The sequence below is a fragment of the Gordonia sp. NPDC003424 genome, assembly GCF_053588655.1.
The window spans coordinates 18,639-35,271 of the sequence record NZ_JBSFQJ010000010.1 but is presented as its reverse complement, the minus strand read 5'-3'; the positions used below and the strand labels follow the sequence as shown (position 1 = coordinate 35,271).

The 16,633-nt window shown below is 68.3% G+C and carries 15 protein-coding genes; 11 read left to right on the top strand and 4 right to left on the bottom strand.

Annotated features, from left to right (window positions below; all coding sequences use genetic code 11):
- The first annotated feature begins 48 nt into the window (after nucleotides 1-48).
- The 6 genes from ACWDTI_RS15955 (at nucleotide 49) to ACWDTI_RS15930 (ending at nucleotide 6,302) form a co-directional block, all read left to right on the top strand.
- A complete protein-coding gene (locus ACWDTI_RS15955) occupies nucleotides 49-717 on the top strand; it encodes an urea amidolyase associated protein UAAP2 (protein WP_449739082.1) in 669 nt (222 codons plus the stop codon).
- 5 nt (nucleotides 718-722) lie between these two features.
- The gene (locus ACWDTI_RS15950; RefSeq protein WP_449739081.1) at nucleotides 723-2,759 is read left to right on the top strand and encodes a 5-oxoprolinase/urea amidolyase family protein; all 2,037 of its coding nucleotides are present in this window, start codon (nucleotides 723-725) and stop codon (nucleotides 2,757-2,759) included.
- Nucleotides 2,756-4,432: an allophanate hydrolase gene (gene atzF / locus ACWDTI_RS15945; protein WP_449739080.1), complete on the top strand. Its 1,677-nt coding sequence runs from the start codon at nucleotides 2,756-2,758 to the stop codon at nucleotides 4,430-4,432. Before ACWDTI_RS15950 ends, atzF begins: the two co-directional genes overlap by 4 nt.
- Before the next feature lie 221 nt (nucleotides 4,433-4,653).
- Nucleotides 4,654-4,848, top strand: coding sequence for a hypothetical protein (locus tag ACWDTI_RS15940; RefSeq protein ID WP_449739079.1), 195 nt, complete (start codon nucleotides 4,654-4,656; stop codon nucleotides 4,846-4,848).
- Nucleotides 4,849-4,860: 12 nt separating this feature from the next.
- Complete coding sequence (locus ACWDTI_RS15935) at nucleotides 4,861-5,751, top strand: DUF3558 family protein (RefSeq protein WP_449739078.1); 891 nt, start codon at nucleotides 4,861-4,863, stop codon at nucleotides 5,749-5,751.
- Nucleotides 5,748-6,302, top strand: coding sequence for a DUF3558 domain-containing protein (locus tag ACWDTI_RS15930; RefSeq protein WP_449739077.1), 555 nt, complete (start codon nucleotides 5,748-5,750; stop codon nucleotides 6,300-6,302). Before ACWDTI_RS15935 ends, ACWDTI_RS15930 begins: the two co-directional genes overlap by 4 nt.
- Before the next feature lie 153 nt (nucleotides 6,303-6,455).
- Here ACWDTI_RS15930 and ACWDTI_RS15925 read toward each other — a convergent pair whose 3' ends face one another.
- Nucleotides 6,456-7,292 carry an acyl-[acyl-carrier-protein] thioesterase gene (locus tag ACWDTI_RS15925; RefSeq protein WP_449739076.1) on the bottom strand — a complete coding sequence of 279 codons (837 nt, stop codon included), beginning with the start codon at nucleotides 7,290-7,292 and terminating at the stop codon, nucleotides 6,456-6,458.
- 100 nt (nucleotides 7,293-7,392) lie between these two features.
- On the opposite strand from ACWDTI_RS15925, the gene ACWDTI_RS15920 reads away from it, so the two are divergent.
- The 5 genes from ACWDTI_RS15920 to ACWDTI_RS15900 are packed head-to-tail and all read left to right on the top strand — an operon-like array spanning nucleotide 7,393 to nucleotide 13,023.
- Nucleotides 7,393-9,072 carry an FAD-dependent oxidoreductase gene (locus ACWDTI_RS15920; protein WP_449739075.1) on the top strand — a complete coding sequence of 560 codons (1,680 nt, stop codon included), beginning with the start codon at nucleotides 7,393-7,395 and terminating at the stop codon, nucleotides 9,070-9,072.
- Nucleotides 9,073-9,074: 2 nt separating this feature from the next.
- Nucleotides 9,075-10,349, top strand: coding sequence for a glycosyltransferase family 4 protein (locus ACWDTI_RS15915; RefSeq protein ID WP_449739074.1), 1,275 nt, complete (start codon nucleotides 9,075-9,077; stop codon nucleotides 10,347-10,349).
- Nucleotides 10,343-11,071, top strand: coding sequence for a class I SAM-dependent methyltransferase (locus tag ACWDTI_RS15910; RefSeq protein WP_449739073.1), 729 nt, complete (start codon nucleotides 10,343-10,345; stop codon nucleotides 11,069-11,071). Before ACWDTI_RS15915 ends, ACWDTI_RS15910 begins: the two co-directional genes overlap by 7 nt.
- Nucleotides 11,068-12,114, top strand: coding sequence for a prenyltransferase (locus ACWDTI_RS15905; protein ID WP_449739072.1), 1,047 nt, complete (start codon nucleotides 11,068-11,070; stop codon nucleotides 12,112-12,114). Before ACWDTI_RS15910 ends, ACWDTI_RS15905 begins: the two co-directional genes overlap by 4 nt.
- Before the next feature lie 54 nt (nucleotides 12,115-12,168).
- Nucleotides 12,169-13,023, top strand: a complete 855-nt coding sequence (locus tag ACWDTI_RS15900) for an LLM class F420-dependent oxidoreductase (RefSeq protein WP_449739071.1) — start codon at nucleotides 12,169-12,171, stop codon at nucleotides 13,021-13,023.
- Nucleotides 13,024-13,492: 469 nt separating this feature from the next.
- On the opposite strand, the gene ACWDTI_RS15895 is transcribed toward ACWDTI_RS15900, so the two are convergent.
- Genes ACWDTI_RS15895 through ACWDTI_RS15885 form a run of 3 tightly spaced genes read right to left on the bottom strand, consistent with a single transcriptional unit; the run spans nucleotide 13,493 to nucleotide 16,622 of the window.
- Entirely contained in the window at nucleotides 13,493-13,801 is a 309-nt protein-coding gene (locus tag ACWDTI_RS15895) for a Rieske (2Fe-2S) protein (RefSeq protein ID WP_449739070.1), read from the bottom strand.
- Complete coding sequence (gene nirB / locus ACWDTI_RS15890; RefSeq protein ID WP_449739069.1) at nucleotides 13,798-16,269, bottom strand: nitrite reductase large subunit NirB; 2,472 nt, start codon at nucleotides 16,267-16,269, stop codon at nucleotides 13,798-13,800. Before nirB ends, ACWDTI_RS15895 begins: the two co-directional genes overlap by 4 nt.
- The gene (locus tag ACWDTI_RS15885) at nucleotides 16,269-16,622 is read right to left on the bottom strand and encodes a molybdopterin oxidoreductase (protein ID WP_449739068.1); all 354 of its coding nucleotides are present in this window, start codon (nucleotides 16,620-16,622) and stop codon (nucleotides 16,269-16,271) included. The genes nirB and ACWDTI_RS15885 overlap by 1 nt, the downstream gene beginning before the upstream one ends.
- Nucleotides 16,623-16,633 lie beyond the last annotated feature (11 nt).

Sequence of the window (16,633 nt, the reverse complement as noted above, 5' to 3'; positions counted from 1 at the left end):
AGCGAGCCCGAGGCGTATCGAGACCACCCCCCGAGCAACAAGGACACCATGACCACCATCACCGACCTCACCACCGCCCCCGCCGCCGACCTCGCCCTCGTACCGGGCACCGTGATCGACGACGCCGAGGTGTCCGAACGCGGCCCCTGGTCGGGCGTCGTCGCCGCCGGCGACGTGCTCACCATCGTCGACCTCTACGGCAACCAGGCCGTCGACACCCTCTTCTATGGCGCACAGGATCATTCGGTCCGCTACTCGGCGCAGGCCACCATCGCCGCGCAGGGCAACATCTTCCTGACCACCGGATCGGTGATCCGCGACCAGGAATCCGCGCCGCTGATGACCATCGTCGCCGACGAGGTCGGCAACCACGACACCGTCGGCGGCGCCTGCTCGCAGGAGTCCAACACCCTGCGTTACGGGCACCACACCCGCCAACAGCACGCCTGCGTGGAGAACTTCCTCATCGAGGGTGCCCGACACGGCCTCGGCAAGGCCGACCTCGTCGGCAACGTCAACTTCTTCATGAACGTGCCCGTCGACCCCGACGGATCGCTCGGCATCGTCGACGGCCTGTCGGCCCCGGGCAAGCGACTGGCCCTGCGCGCCGAGGTCGACACCCTCGTGCTGATCTCCAACTGCCCGCAGATCAACAACCCCTGCAACGGATTCGACCCCACCGCGGTCCGCGTCATCGTCACCCGCCCGGAGAAGTGAGCACCATGACCACCATCACCGTCGTCCGCGCGGGACCCCTGACCACCATTCAGGACTGGCCGGGCCGCATCGGCTACTGGAAGGTCGGGGTGCCGCCGTCGGGCCCGATGGACGACCTCTCGTTCCGCCTCGCCAACGCCGCCGTCGGGAACCCGGATCACGCGGCCGGACTCGAGGCCACCCTGATGGGGCCGGCGCTACGCTTCGACGCACCCGCCACGGTCGCGGTCACCGGAGCGCCGGCCACCGTGACGGTATCCGGAAAGCCGATGCCGCAATGGGTTCCGCTGGAACTCGCGGCCGGCGACACCCTCGATGTCGGCGCGGTGGGCGGCTGCGGCATGCGCGTCTACATCGCCGTGTCGGGCGGCCTCGACGCCGAGGAGTACCTGGGCAGCCGCTCGACATTCACCATGGGCCGCTTCGGCGGGCGCGACGGTCGCAAACTCGTCGACGGCGACACCATCGCCCGCACAGAGACCGTGACCACCACCGCGCGCCGCATTCTCGGCGACGAACAGCCGGCGATGACCAACGCCTGGCAGCTCGGCGTCACCGTCGGCCCGCACAGCGCCCCCGAGTTCTTCACCCCCGACGACATCGCCGACCTGTTCGCCACCGACTACGAGGTGCACTTCAACTCCGACCGCACCGGCGTCCGGCTGATCGGCCCCCAACCGCGGTGGGCGCGCTCCGACGGCGGCGAGGCGGGCCTGCACCCGTCGAACATCCACGACAACGCGTATTCGGTTGGTGCACTTGACTTCACCGGCGACACACCGATTCTGTTGGGCCCCGACGGGCCCAGCCTCGGCGGCTTCGTCTGCCCGGTCACCGTGGTCGCCGCCGAGCGGTGGAAGCTGGGACAACTCAAGCCCGGCGACACCGTCCGGTTCGTCGCGGTGCGCAGCGAGCACGCTGCGTCGACCACCGAAACCGGTCTCGCACGGCGCGCGTGTTTCGTCGACGTGCTCTCGAGCGGGGGAGACCCCGACGGCGGAATCCTCGGCACCACCACCACGGCCGACGGCACCACCGATGTCACCTACCGCCGCAGCGGAGACGACAACATCCTCGTCGAATACGGCGACATGCGACTCGATCTCGCGCTCCGGGCCCGCGTGCACGCGTTGGCCGAGCGCATCGCCGCCGAGCGGCCGGCGGGCCTCGTCGACCTCACCCCGGGCATCCGGTCACTGCAGGTCAAGGCCGACCCCGACGTGTGGTCGCAGCAGCGGATGCTGCAGTGGCTCAGCGAATGTGAAAGCCAGCTACCCGCCGCCGGCGATCTCGTCGTGCCGAGCCGGACCGTGGAATTGCCACTGTCCTGGGACGACCCGGCCACCCGCGAAGCCATCGAACGCTACATGCTCGGCGTCCGTGGCGACGCCCCATGGTGCCCGTGGAACATCGAGTTCATCCGGCGGATGAACGGTCTCGACTCGGTCGACGACGTGTATCGCATCGTGTTCGACGCGAGCTACCTCGTGTTGGGCCTCGGCGACGTGTATCTCGGTGCGCCGGTGGCAGTTCCGCTCGACCCGCGGCATCGCCTGGTGACCACGAAGTACAATCCGGCACGCACCTGGACCCCGGAGAACGCCGTCGGCATCGGCGGCGCCTACCTCTGCGTGTACGGCATGGAGGGGCCGGGCGGGTATCAGTTCGTCGGACGCACCACCCAAGTGTGGAACCACCGGCATCCGTTGCCCGCACCGGGATTCGATGCCGAGCACCCGTGGCTGCTGCGCTTCTTCGACCGGATCCGCTGGTACCCGGTGAGCGCCGAAGAACTGCTCGACATGCGCGCCGATGTCGCGGCCGGCCGCGGCGATTCCGTCCGCGTCACCCCCGGCACGTTCTCGCTCGCCGAGCACCAGCGCTTCCTCGACGAGAACGCCGCCGACATCACCGCCAGCCGTGCGACGATGGAGATCGCACGCGCCGAAGAACGTGAACGCTGGTCGCAACACGGCGAGTTCGCGGCCACCGCGATGCCCGCCGAAGCCGAGATCGCTGTCGAACAGGGGAAGGTCGCATGAGCCGCATCGACGACATCTACCGCCGGATCGACGATGCCGACCGGCCCGAGGTCTTCATCACGCTGCGTCCGCGCGACGAGGTCGACGCCGACTACCGCGCATCGATCGCCGACGGCGGGCCGCTGGCCGGAATCGTGTTGGCGGTCAAGGACAACGTCGATGTCGCGGGGCTGCCGACCACCGCCGCATGCCCGGGCTATGACCACCGCCCCGCGGCCGACGCCGCCGCCGTGGCCGCCCTGCGCGCCGCGGGCGCCGTCGTCATCGGCAAGACCAACCTCGACCAGTTCGCCACGGGCCTCGTCGGAACCCGCAGTCCCTATGGTGCCGTGCGGGATTCGCGACGCCCGGACCGGATCTCCGGCGGTTCGAGCTCCGGGTCGGCGGTCGCGGTCGCGCTCGGTTTCGCCGACATCGCCATCGGCACCGACACCGCCGGATCCGGACGGGTCCCTGCGGGTCTGCAGGGCATCGTCGGCATCAAACCGACGCTGGGTGTGGTGTCGACCGAGGGTGTCGTGCCGGCCTGCGCGAGCTACGACACCGTCACGATCTTCGCCGCCGACCTCGACCTCGCGGACCGTGCCATGGCCGCGATGGCCGCCGCCCACGGACCCCGACCCTTCGGTCCCGCAACGCCATTCGCGGCCCCCGAACAGCCGACGGTGGCGATCCCCGCCGAGCTCCCGGAACTCGACGGTGCCTGGCGAGCCGCGTTCGAGACCGCCGTCGCGCGCGCCGAGGCCGCCGGGATTCGCGTCAAGCCGATCGACCTGAGCGCCTTCCTCACCGCCGCGAAACTCTTGTACGAGGACGCGCTGGTCGCCGAACGGTACGACGCGGTCGGGGAGTTCCTGGCCACGGCCGATCCGGTATCCGCCGATGTGGATCCGGTGGTCGCGCAGATCATCCTGGGCGCCAATCGGTTCGGCGCCGTCGACCTGCTGCGCGCCCGACGCCGGCTCGCCGAACTGCGGGCCGAGGCGATGGCCGCACTCGGCGATGCCGATGCCCTGATGGTGCCGACCGCACCCGCACACCCGACGCTCAAGCAGGTGGCCGCCGACCCGATCGGCGTGAACGCACGGATGGGCACCTACACCAACTTCTGCAACCTCTTCGACCTGTGCGGAGTCGCCATCCCGGCCGACGTCGTCGACGAATCCGACGGCACGCGAGCACAATTCGGTGTCACACTGTTGGCGGCCGCCCATCACGACGCCGTCGTCGCCGACCTGGCGCGCCGATTCCTCGACGCCGATGCGGCGGCCTCGTCGCGCGCGACCTGGGCGGAGGCCGCCACCGGCGAGGGGCTGAGGGTCGAACTCGCGGTGTTCGGCGCGCACATGCGGGGCGGTCCTCTGACCCACGAACTGGCGGATCGGGGAGCCCGGTGGGCCGGTGTCGTGCAGACGGCGCCGCGGTACCGGTTGGTGGCTCTCGACACCACGCCACGCAAGCCGGGACTCGTGCGGGACCCCGGATGCGGCCGGGCGATCGAGGGCGAGTCGTGGTCGCTGTCGCCGGCCGCCCTCGGCGCGTTCCTGGCCGATCTGCCGTCCCCGATGATGCTCGGCCAGGTCGAGCTGTCCGACGGACGGTGGGTCGTCGGGTTCGGTTGCGCCGACGACGCGGCGGCGGCCGCGGAGCGATTGGATCGCCGTCGCTGGTGATCTCTGACTGCGCACCGCTGCGGGGGTGCTCGTCTCGACCGGCGTCGGGCTCGCTGCGCGGGCCCTGAGCAAGCGAGCCTGCGAGCACGTCGAAAGGCGCTCGTCGCGCCCAACGAGCGGTGGGCTCGCCGAGCTTGCGCGTGCCGGGACCGAGATGGGCGGGGCATGTCGGTCGCCTTGGCTACAGTGGACACCACAAGCACCTCAGCAAGGAGGAAGCCATGGCGGTGGATCCGGCCAAGGGCAAGGCGGTCAGTCAGGTCGTCCGCCAGCATCCGGGAATGTCCCTGGTCGCCGTGTCACCGGCGATCGTCGTCTTCGGTGTGCTGTGGTGGCTCATCGGGTTCTTTCCGGCGCTGATCCTCGGCGCCGCCGCCGCCGGTGCCGGCTACTACTTCCTCACCAGGCAGAAGTAGCCGCCGGGGCGTATGGCCACTCGCGTCGACAGCTGGATCTGGGCGATCCGGCTGACCAAAACCCGCTCTGCGGCCGGGGCAGCGTGCCGTGGCGGCCACGTGCGCGTCAACGGTGCCACCGCCAAACCGGCCCAGCCGGTCGTCGTCGGTGACGAGGTGCGCGTCCGGTTGAACGGTCGCGAACGGATCGTCGAGGTGACCAAGCTGATCAGCAAGCGCGTGTCCGCGCCCGCCGCCGCGGAATGCTTCATCGACCACAGCCCGGCGCCGCCACCCAAGGAGGTCGTGGCCAGTCAACCGCGCCGCGACCCCGGTGCCGGGCGTCCGACGAAACGGGAACGGCGCGAACTCGATCGGCTGCGCTTGCGGGGAGGTCTGCTGCTGATGATCGTGACGGTCTGCGGGCTCGTACTCACCGGGTGCTCCGGATCCTCCGACGACGAGGCGGGCGCGAAGACACCCGAGGCGCCGGGCAAGGCCGGCGCCGGACCGTTCTTCGGGGCGTGCGGTGGCGTCAGCACCGAGGAGGTCACCCGGATCACCACCTTCTCGGGCCTCACCAACACCGTCAACAACGCGTCGGCCTGCGAGTGGAGCAGCAACGCCGACCGCACCGGCCCGGTGGCGTCGTTCAACTGGTATCGCGGCTCACCGATCGGCCGCGAGCGCGCCACCGAACAGCTGTCCCGCGAGTCCACCAAGGACATCGAGATCAACGGACACAAGGGATTCATCGCGTCGGACTCCGGCATCTGCGAGATCGGCATCGCCTTCGGCGCCGACTTCTTCGAGTGGTCGGTCAGTGCGGGGTCGGTCTCGGCGGACACCCAGCCGCCCCCGACCGAACAGATCTGTGGCGCGGCCCGTCAACTGTCCACGATGTCGATCGAGCGCTCCTCATGAGGCGGGCGCTGTCCGTCCTCGCGGCACTGGTGCTGATCGTCGCGGTCGCCTCGGCCTGCGCCCGCACCGTCGACGGCAATCCGGTCGCGGTCGGCGCCGCCGACAACGAGCAGGAAGGCCACGTCGACACCGACCAGTTCGACAAGCTGCTCCTCGAATGCTCGGTGCTGTCGCCCGCCCAGATCGGGCAGGCCGTCGCCGGTGACGGCGCGATCGCCCGCGGCACCTTCAACGGGGCGATCTGCCGATGGATCGTCGAGGGGTCGATGGTGGCGGATGTGACCTTCAACTGGTTCGAATGGGGTAACCCGACCGTCGAGAAGGACACCGCCAAACGGCTCGGGTATCAGACGGAGAACATCAAGGTCGCCAGCCAGGCCGCGTTCACCCAGCGTGACCCCAAGCGGCCGGCGGTGTGCGGCGTCACCGCCCGCGCACCGAGCCGCGGTGTCTACACGTGGTGGGTCGAGCCGCGCTCCAACGCCGTCCCCGCCGACCCGTGTGCGGCGCCGATCAAGCTGATGGAGCTGCTGCTCTCCGGCGGGCAGTAGCCGGCAAACAGTGGTCCGCCGCAGTTCCTCCCCCCGCTTTGCGGGAACCCTCCCGATGCTCGCGGAGGGTTCTCGCAAAGTGGGGGGAAGAACGTGACCGCCGCCGGCCAGCGCCGCCCAGGGGCGTGGTCCGGGGGCGGGGTCGAGGGTGGGTCAGACCGGTAGCGGCACGATCGACACCGTCGACGCCACCACCTGCTCACCGGTGACCGCGTCGTCCATCAGCACCCACATCAGCAGGCGCTGCGGCTCGCGGACCCGGCGCACGGTGAGCTTGGTGCCCGGCACGATCGGACGCAGATACTCGATCACCGCACGATGCGGCACGTCGACGAGATCCGGGTGGTCCTGCAGTTCGTCCTCGACCGCCTCGAGATACGCGGCGTTGTTCAGGTGCTTGAACGGGTCGAAGTCGGTGCTGCGCAGCACATGCTCGCGGTCGGGGATCTGCAGGTCGTCGGCGGCCGGCGCCTTCTCCGGATTCATCGACTTCCACCGCAGGCGGTGTTCGTCGGTCATCGACGACAGCATCTCGAAGGCGTCGTCGGTCAACCGCGACGGCATCCCCTTGTCGTTGACGTTGATCCAGAACGCCTCGGTCTCGATCAGCCCCTCCGGGCGGGGTTCGGGATTGAAGCGGTTGGTCTCGTGCTCCGAGGTCAGCCGCACCCGCATGTTGGTCCAGCGGGTGGACAGGGCACCGCACCAACGCTGTGCGGTCACACTCGCCGGCCAGGAGATCGGCCGGATCACGTCGATGATGGTGCGGCGGACGATCCAGAACGGGTCCGTCGAGTGGAAGTCCGTGGCCTCGATGTTGTCGTTGGCGACATCCTGCAGATATCGGGCGACCGCATCGAGACGGACCCGCATCTCCTGATCGACGTCGCCGGTGCGGACGCGGTAGTCCACCTCGAAGTAGCGCGCGCCCTCCTTGCGATCGGATAACGGTTCGATCGCCGTCGATTCGGCAGTGCTTGAAGTGCTCACCGGGTTCCTGCTTTCACCGTGCCCATGGTTTTCTAGTTAAGATACAGAGAATCGAAAAACTAGAACACGTTCCACGTGTCGGATCGCGAGGAAATTGCAGATGGCGCATGTGATCACCCGGCCATGTTGTAACGATGCCAGTTGCGTTGCGGTCTGCCCGGTCAATTGCATCCACCCCACGCCCGACGAACCCGAGTTCTTCACGGCGGAGATGTTGTTCATCGATCCGGAGACCTGCATCGACTGCGGCGCATGTATCGACGAGTGCCCGGTCGAGGCGATCCTCCCGGACGATCAGCTCGAAACTCGCGACGAACCGTACCTGCAGATCAACGCCGACTACTACAAGGACCACGACGTCGAGGGCGGTCTCGTGCCGCCGAAGAAGTCCCCGCAACTGCCCGACGGCGAGTTGCACGTGGCGATCGTCGGTGCCGGGCCGGCGGCGTTCTACGCGGCCGAAGAACTCGTCCGCAAACCTCAGGTGAAGGTCGACATGTTCGACCGCCTGCCCACCCCGTACGGCCTGGTGCGGGCCGGTGTCGCACCCGATCACGCCTCCACCAAGGGTGTCGAGAAGACCTTCGCCGCGACCGCCGCCAAGCGCAACTTCGCGTACTTCCTGAACGTCGAGGTCGGCAAGCACATCAGTCACGCCGAACTCGTCGACCGCTATCACGCGGTCGTCTACGCGGTGGGTGCCGCGACCGACAAACACCTCGGCATCCCCGGTGAGGATCTGCCCGGCTCGATCCCCGCGACCGAGTTCGTCGCCTGGTACAACGGCCATCCCGATTACGTCGACCTCGACGTCGACCTGTCCACCGAACGTGCGGTGGTCGTCGGCAACGGCAACGTCGCCCTCGACGTCGCGCGCATCCTGGTCAGCGATCCCGACGACCTCGCGAAGACCGACATCGCCGACCATGCGCTCGCGAAACTGCGGGACTCGCAGGTGAAAGAGGTTGTGCTGCTGGGTCGGCGAGGGATCGCGCAGGCCGCATACACCAACAGCGAGTTCCTCGCGCTCGGCGACGTCGACGGCGTCGACGTGATCATCGACCCCGACGAACTGGCGCTCGACCCGGCGACCGAGGCGGCGCTCGCCGACGACACCCTCGACTCGACGATCGCCACCAAGATCCGGCTCGCCCGCGAGTTCGCCGAGCGGCCGGCCACCGAAGACCATCGGCGGATCGTGTTCCGGTTCCTCGTCTCGCCCGTCGAGTTGTCGGGTGGCGGCCGAGCCGAGACACTGACATGTGTGCGCAACGTCTACGCCGAAGGCACCGGCCGGGTGGCCATCACCCCGACCGCGGAACGATTCGACATCTCGGCCGGGCTGGTCCTGCGCGCGATCGGATACCGTGGCGTACCGGTGACCGACCTGCCGTTCGACGACGTGAAGGGCGTGGTGCCGAACACCGATGGACGGGTACGGACCGGCGCCGACGGGGACGTCATGCCCGGCCTGTACGTGACCGGATGGATCAAACGAGGGGCGACCGGGGGGATCGGTATGAACCGAATGTGTGGACAGCAGACCGCGGAGGCGGTGCTGCGGGACTTCGTCGACGGGGTGCTGAGCCCGCCGTCGACCTCGCGTGACGATGTCCCCGAGATCGTCGCCAACAACGGTGCGCACCGCATCGACCTGGCCGGCTGGAAAGCCATCGACGCCGCCGAACGCGCCGCCGGCAAGTCGGCGGGCCGTCGTCGGGTCAAGTTGGTCTCGATCGCCGAGTTCGAGTCGGCCGCCACCCTGGAATCGGTGCAGTAACCGTGCGGGTTGCACTGCTGTCGTACCGCAGCAAGCCGCATTGTGGTGGCCAGGGCGTCTACGTTCGTCACCTCTCGCGTGAACTCGCGCTGCTCGGGCACGAGGTGGAGATCTTCTCCGGTCAGCCGTATCCGGATCTCGACCAGGTCGCCATCGACGCCGGCGTGAAGCTCACCAAGGTGCCCAGCCTCGGGCTCTACGACGAACCGGATCCGTTCCGCACGCCCCGGCCCGGCGAGTACCGCGACTGGATCGACGCTCTCGAGGTCGGAGCCATGTGGACCGCCAGCTTCGGTGAGCCGCTGACCTTCAGCCTGCGGGTCGCCCGGTTGCTGAAGGACCGTCGCGACGACTTCGACATCGTCCACGACAACCAATGCCTCGGATACGGGCTGCTCGACATCCAGAAGGCCGGGTTCCCGCTCATCGCGACCATCCACCATCCGATCACCCGCGACCGTACGCTGGCGGTGAAGGCGGCGAAGGGCTGGCGCAAGATCACCGCGTGGCGGTGGCATTCGTTCCTGCGGATGCAGGGCCGGGTGTCGCGGCGCATCCCCGAACTGCTGACGGTCTCCCGCAGCAGCGAGGTCGACATCCGCAAGGCCTTCGACATCCCGTCCGGCCGGATCACCACCATCCCGCTCGGCGTGGACACCGCGGTGTTCACCCCGGGGGTGGAACGCGTACCGGGCCGCGTCGTGTGCATCGCCAGCGCCGATGCCCCGCTCAAGGGTGTGTCGTACCTGCTGGAGGCGATCGCCAAGCTCAGCGCCGAACGGGACGTCGAACTGGTGTTGGTGTCCAAGCTCGATCCCCACGGGCCGTCGGCGAAACTGATCGACGACCTGTCCATCCGGGACCGGGTCCGGGTGGTCTCCGGGCTCGAGGACGAGGAGATGGCCGAGCTGCTGGCCTCGGCCGAAGTCGCTTGTGTCCCTTCGCTGTACGAGGGCTTCTCGCTCCCGGCGGTGGAAGCCATGAGCTGTGCGACGCCGCTGGTCGCGACCCGCGCGGGCGCCATCCCGGAAGTCGTCGGCACCGCCGAGGAGGCGGCATTGCTTGTGCCACCACGGGATTCGGGCAAGCTGGCGCAGGCGATCGGCCGCCTGCTCGACGACGAGGAGCTCCGCCGACGGTTGGGTGCGGGCGGACGCGAGCGAGTCGAGGAACGCTACAGCTGGGCCGCGGTGGCCGCCAAGACCGCCGCCCACTACGAGACGGTGTTGGCCCGCGAAGGTTTCGCGGTGAACGAAGAGGAGAGCAACGCGTGCTGACAGTGGATTTCGACCGTCTCGAGGTGGGGCCGGGCGTCAAGGCGATCGACATCGGGGCTGGGCAGGGTCGGCACTCGTTCGAGATGTTCCGCCGCGGCGCGGATGTCATCGCGTTCGACCAGTCCGAGGGTGACATGGCCGACGTCGGCGAGATGTTCGACGCCATGATGGCCGAGGGTCATGTACCGGCGTCCGCCAAGGCGCGCGCCGAGGTCGGAGACGCCCTTCGACTTCCCTACACGGACAACAGCTTCGATGTCGTGCTCATGTCGGAGATCCTGGAGCACATCCCATCGGACGAGGCCGCGATCGCCGAGATGGTACGCATCCTCAAGCCGGGCGGGCTCGCCGCGGTGACCGTGCCGCGGTACTGGCCGGAAAAGGTGTGCTGGGCATTGTCCGACGAATACCACGAGGTCGAGGGCGGCCACGTGCGGATCTACAAGGCATCCGAGTTGGCCGGCAAGCTGTCGGAGGCCGGCCTCGAGGTCACCGGCACCGACCACGCACACGCCCTGCACGCCCCCTACTGGTGGCTCAAATGCGCTGTCGGCGTGGAGAACAACGACAACCTGCTGGTCAAGGGATACCACCAGTTGCTGGTCTGGGACATGATGAGCAAGCCGTGGCTGACCCGCGTGGGGGAGCAGGCGCTCAACCCGTTCATCGGCAAGTCGGTGGCGCTCTACCTGCGCAAGCCCGCAGAGTCCGCGGCCTCGTGACCTCGATGCCCGCGATCGCGGGAGTGCTGACCTGCGCTCAGGTCGACGCCACCGGTGCCGCGATCGCGGGTATGCAGGAGGATTCCGGTGCGCTGCCGTGGTTTCCGGGTGGGCAGACCGACCCGTGGGATCACATCGAATCGGCGATGGCGCTGACCGTCACCGGGCGCACCGCCGAGGCCGAGGCCGCCTACGACTGGTCGCGGCGGTATCAGCGGCCGGACGGTTCCTGGCCGATCCGGACCGTCGTCGGGCGCGTCGACGATCCGAACATCGACAGCAACTTCTGCGCCTACATCGCCGTGGGCGTCTGGCATCACTATCTCGTCACCGGCGACACCGCGTTCCTCAACCGGATGTGGCCGACCGTCTGGGCGGCCATCGATCTCGTGATCAAGTTCCGCAGGCCCGACGGCGCGTTCCGCTGGGGCGGCGACCACGCCACCGGCGCCATGTTCGACGACGCCCGGATCACCGGTAACGCCAGCATCTTTCAGGCGCTCGACTGTGCGATCCGGATCGCCGAGGAGATGGGCCGGCCCGACGGGGTCTGGGAGGACGCCCACACCGGCCTCGGCGAGGCTCTGCGCGACCGGCCGGAGATCTTCGAGAAGCCGTCGGAACACTCGATGGATTGGTACTACCCGATCCTCGGCGGGGCCGTGCGCGGCCGCGCGGCCCAGGAACTGATCGCCCGGCGATGGGACGAATTCGTGGTGTCCGGCTTGGGGATTCGCTGCGTCGACCATCGCCCGTGGGTGACCGGCGCGGAGACCTGCGAACTGGCCCTGGCGCTCGACGCGCTCGGCGACACCGCCGACGCCGTCCGGCTCATCGAATCCATTCAGCACCTGCGGGATCCGGACGGCTCCTACTGGACCGGGCTGGTCTTCGCCGACGGCAAACGCTGGCCGGTGGAGAAGAGTTGCTGGACCTCGGCGGCGGTGGTGCTGGCCGCCGACGCGGTCAGTCGCACCACCGACGGCAACGGAATCTTCCGGGATGTCCGTCAGACCCTTTCGGCCCGCGCCCGCATCGCCTAGACTGGTGTCCAGTCAACCGTCCAGGGCCGGGCGGTGTGAGGCTGTGGAGGGTTCATGGAATTCGGAATCGTGCAGTTCACCAGCGACCGGGGGCTCAAGCCGCACGTGCTCGCGCCGCTGATCGAGGACGCCGGGTTCGCGTCGTACTTCGTTCCGGAGCATGGGCACATCCCGACCCGCCGCGACGCCGCCCACCCGGGCACCGGGGACTCCACGCTGCCCGACGACCGGTACATGCGCACCCTCGACCCGTGGACGTCGCTGGCGGCGGCCGCCGCGGTCACCGAGCGCATCAGGCTCGCCACCGCGGTCGCCCTGCCCGTCCAGTCCGATCCCATCACTCTCGCGAAAACCCTTGCCACGCTTGATCACATCTCCGGGGGTCGGCTGTCGCTCGGCGTCGGATTCGGCTGGAACCTCGACGAGCTCTCCGACCACGACGTCCCGCCGAAACGGCGGCGCACCATGCTTCGTGAGTATCTGGAGGCGATGCGCGCGCTGTGGACCGACGAGGAAGCCGAATACCATGGCGAGTTCGTCGATTTCGGCCCGAGCTGGGCGTGGCCGAAACCGCAGTCGCACATCCCGACCCTGGTGGGCGCGGCCGGCAACGAGAAGAACTTCCGCTGGATCGCCCGCAGCGCCGACGGCTGGATCACCACCCCCGGCGAGCAGGACATCGAGGGCTCGATCGGACTGCTGCAACAGATCTGGTCCGACGCCGGCCGCGACGGCGCCCCGCAGATCGTCGTGCTCGACTTCAAGCCGGTGCCCGAAAAGCTCGACCGCTGGCGGGAACTCGGTGTGACACAGGTGCTCTACGGCCTGCCCGACGACACCGTCGAGCGGGCGAGCGGCTACCTCGCCAAGCTGGCCGGGAAGCTGGACCTCGCGCCCGCGCCCGCGTGAGTGCGGATCGAGATCTCGTTCACCGTTGATCTCGATGCGCTCGCTCGCAAGCTCGCGGGCTTACTCGATCAGCGAAGGTCTGCGACTCGTCCCAGCCCACGCTGACTGCCTGCGGCGGCCCAGGTTTTTTCTCGAAGAGTCCCTCCCCGTTGATCGAGTAAGGCTCCGAGCTTGCGAGGCGCCGCATCGAGATCTCGTTCACCGGTGATCTCGATGCGCGGGCCGGTTCCTGAGCAAGCGAGGAACGAGCGCGTCGAAGGGCGCAAGCTCGCGGGCTTACTCGATCAGCGAAAAGGGCTGCGACTCTTCGCGGTCCACGCCCCGCCTGCGGCGGCCCCAGGTTACTTACTCGAAGAGTCGTCCCCGCGGGCTTACTCGATCAGTGAAAAGGGCTGCGACTCGGCCCAGCCCACGCCCCGCCTGCGGCGGCGCAGGTTCTTTACTCGAAGGGTCCCTTCCCGGCCAACCCCTACACCTCGACGAACAACGTCCCGGCTTCGTCGGCGCGAACCGGGTAGGTGCCCACGCCGGACCCGCCGAACGCGGTCTCGGCCCCGGTGGCCAGATCGTAGGTGTAGTTGTGCAGTGGGCACACGACGACGCAGTCGTCGATCAGCGCGTCGGCGAGGGGGCCGCCGCGATGCGGGCATACCGCGTCGAGAGCCCGCAGCGAACCGTCACGCAGCCGGAACACCGCCACCTGCGTGCCGTCGATGCCGTATGTCCGTCCCTCGCCGGGCGGGATGTCGGCGATGTTGCCGATCGTGAACTCGCTCATCGGACGGGCACCTGCGGCAGTGGGATCAGGGGAAGGGCCGAGCGGAATTGTCCGGGGGTGACCGGGGCCTTGCCGTCTTGCCACGGATCCCGGTACGCGTCAACGGATTTCTGCATGTTGGCATCCAGTTGCGCGGCGATGCCCTCGGCGTCGTCGACCACCACGGCGCGGATCTTGTCGATGCCGTACCGCGGCACCCAGGCGTAGGTACGTTCCAGCCATTTCGCGTTCTCGCGGTAGTACTGGAGGAACCGGCCGGTCAGGGTCAGCACGTCGTCGGGTGAGTCGACGGTGGCCAGCAGGTCGCCCTTGCGGATGTGCGCGCCGGCCGCACCGCCGACGTAGATCTCCCATTTCCCACCGTCGATGGCGACCACGCCGAGGTCCTTGCACAGGGCCTCCGCACAGTTGCGCGGGCATCCGGTGACCGCGAGCTTCATCTTCGCCGGACCCGCGATGCCCTGGTACCGTTCCTCGATCGCAATACCGAGTGCGGTGGAGTCCCCGACGCCGAAGCGGCAGAAGTCGCTGCCGACACAGGTTTTCACCGTGCGGAAGCTCTTGCCGTAGGCGTAGCCGGACGGCATGTCGAGATCGGCCCAGACGTCGGGCAGGTCCTCCTTCCGGATGCCGAGCAGGTCGATGCGTTGTCCGCCGGTCAGTTTGATCATCGGGACCGAGTACTTCTCGGCGACATCGGCGATCGCGCGCAGCTGCTCGACGCTGGTGACACCGCCCTTCATCTGCGGCACGACCGAGAACGTGCCGTCGCGCTGAATGTTCGCGTGTACCCGGTCATTGATGAACCGGTCGGCGCGTTCGTCGAGAAAGTCTGCGCCCCACATCATCTCCAGCAGCGACGACAGGCCCATCTTCGAGTTCGCGTCCTCCTTGCCGTCGGGCGCCAGGGCCGCGAACACCGATCGCACCGAGTGCAGCTTCAGCTCCCGGATCAGGCGCATCAGTTCGGGCTTCTCGTACGGGATCGCCGGCACGTACCAGTTCGCGGACGCGTCCTCGGTGACCGCATCACCGGCCGCCCACTCCACGACCTGTGTGACAAGGCCTTTGCACGAGCCGCAGCCCTTGCCCGCACGGGTCGCGGCCATCACGCCGGCCACCGACGTGGTGCCGCCCGCGACGCATCCGACGATGGTCTTCTTGTCCACGCCGTTGCAGTTGCAGACCTGCGCGTCGTCGGCGAGTTCGGCGACACCGGTCGCCACGTCCGGCGTGCCGATGTCGAACATCAGCGAGAGGCGTTCGTCGGGCAGCTCGGTCGCCTGATCGAACGCCTGCATCAGGAAGGAGACCTTGCTGACGTCGCCCACCAGGGTGGCGCCGATCAGTTTGTTCTCCCGGATCACCACCGTCTTGTACACACCATGGCGGGGCTCGTAGAACTGGAGATACTCGTCGTCCTCGCGCTCCGGTGACTTGACACCCATCTGGGCGACATCGACGCCCGCGACCTTCAGCTTCGTCGACGTCCGGGAACCGCGGTAGGCGGATGCGACGTCGGTGCCGGTCAGGTGATCGGCGAGAACCTTCGCCTGCTCCCACAGCGGTGCGACGAGACCGTACACCTGGCCGCGGTGCTGGGCGCATTCGCCGACGGCGTAGATGTCGTCGTCGTCGATCGACCGCAGGTGATCGTCGACGACGACCGCTCGTTCGACCGTCAGGCCCGCACCACGGGCGAGGCCGACATTGGGCCGAATCCCGGTGGCCACCACCAGCAGATCGCAGTCCAGCCGATCGCCGTCCGCGAATCCGATTCCGGTGATCGCATTCTCGGCGTCGGCGAAGGCCCGCGTGGTGCGTTTGCCCGTCACCACCCCGACTCCGGTCGACTCGATGGCACCGCGCAGCACCGCACCCCCGGTGTCGTCGAGTTGGGCGTTCATCAGTATCGACCCGGAATGCACGACGGTGGCGTCCAGACCCCGCCCCCGCAAACCGTGCGCGGCCTCCAGGCCGAGCAGGCCGCCGCCGATGACCGCGGCATGCCGGGCGCCGTCGGCGTGGGCGATGATCGCGGTGGTGTCGTCGAGACTGCGGAACCCGAACACCCCGCGCAGCAACGTCGTATCGTCGACCCACAGTCCGTCGATGGGCGGGAAGAAGGCGCGGCTCCCGGTCGCGATGATCAGCTTGTCGTAGGGGACCCGTGAACCATCGTCGGCCAGAACCACTTTCGCAAACGAGTCGATCCGCACCACGCGGATGCCGGCACGCAGGTCGATTCCGTTGTCCCGGTACCAGTCGACGGTGTTCAGGTAGATGTTGTCGGGCACGTCCGAACCCGCCAGCACATGGGTCAGGGCGATCCGGTTGTAGTTCCCGTACGGTTCGTCGCCGAACACGGTGATGGAGAACTGGTCGCCGCCGCGTCGGGCCAGGATCTCCTCGATCGCCCGTGCCCCGGCCATACCGTTGCCGATCACCACCAGCGACGGTCGGGTCATCAGAACTCCACCAGGCCGAGGTCGATGACGACGGTGCCCGATGCCGACGGCGCCGCCGCGAGCGAGAGAGAGAGTCGCGCGCCGTCGAGGAAGTCCTCGACCAGCCGCAGCGGCACATGCGTGGCACCCTGGGCCGGAATCGGGAAGTAGCGCACCGGATCACCGTCGCGCAGCAGTGCGACGGTGATCATCTCGTCGGTGCTGTTGCCGCCGCGGAAGTAGACCGCCTGCAACGTCTTGCCGTCCGGAACGGTGAACGCGAGCGAGTCGTCGATGACGGCCAGGCTGTCGAATCCCGCTCCCTGGAACGGAAAGCATCCCTGGAGGAATCGTGGGGTACTGCTGTCACTCACGGTCGTCACCT

What these genes read in the sequence shown, in the direction of transcription:
- ACWDTI_RS15900 (WP_449739071.1), top strand. Translation starts at nt 12,169, where the DNA reads ATGGAATTCGGAATCGTGCAGTTCACCAGCGACCGGGGGCTCAAGCCG.
- atzF (WP_449739080.1), top strand. Translation starts at nt 2,756, where the DNA reads ATGAGCCGCATCGACGACATCTACCGCCGGATCGACGATGCCGACCGG.
- ACWDTI_RS15955 (WP_449739082.1), top strand. Translation starts at nt 49, where the DNA reads ATGACCACCATCACCGACCTCACCACCGCCCCCGCCGCCGACCTCGCC.
- ACWDTI_RS15920 (WP_449739075.1), top strand. Translation starts at nt 7,393, where the DNA reads ATGGCGCATGTGATCACCCGGCCATGTTGTAACGATGCCAGTTGCGTT.
- ACWDTI_RS15940 (WP_449739079.1), top strand. Translation starts at nt 4,654, where the DNA reads ATGGCGGTGGATCCGGCCAAGGGCAAGGCGGTCAGTCAGGTCGTCCGC.
- ACWDTI_RS15895 (WP_449739070.1), bottom strand. Translation starts at nt 13,801, where the DNA reads ATGAGCGAGTTCACGATCGGCAACATCGCCGACATCCCGCCCGGCGAG.
- ACWDTI_RS15950 (WP_449739081.1), top strand. Translation starts at nt 723, where the DNA reads ATGACCACCATCACCGTCGTCCGCGCGGGACCCCTGACCACCATTCAG.
- ACWDTI_RS15935 (WP_449739078.1), top strand. Translation starts at nt 4,861, where the DNA reads ATGGCCACTCGCGTCGACAGCTGGATCTGGGCGATCCGGCTGACCAAA.
- ACWDTI_RS15930 (WP_449739077.1), top strand. Translation starts at nt 5,748, where the DNA reads ATGAGGCGGGCGCTGTCCGTCCTCGCGGCACTGGTGCTGATCGTCGCG.
- nirB (WP_449739069.1), bottom strand. Translation starts at nt 16,269, where the DNA reads ATGACCCGACCGTCGCTGGTGGTGATCGGCAACGGTATGGCCGGGGCA.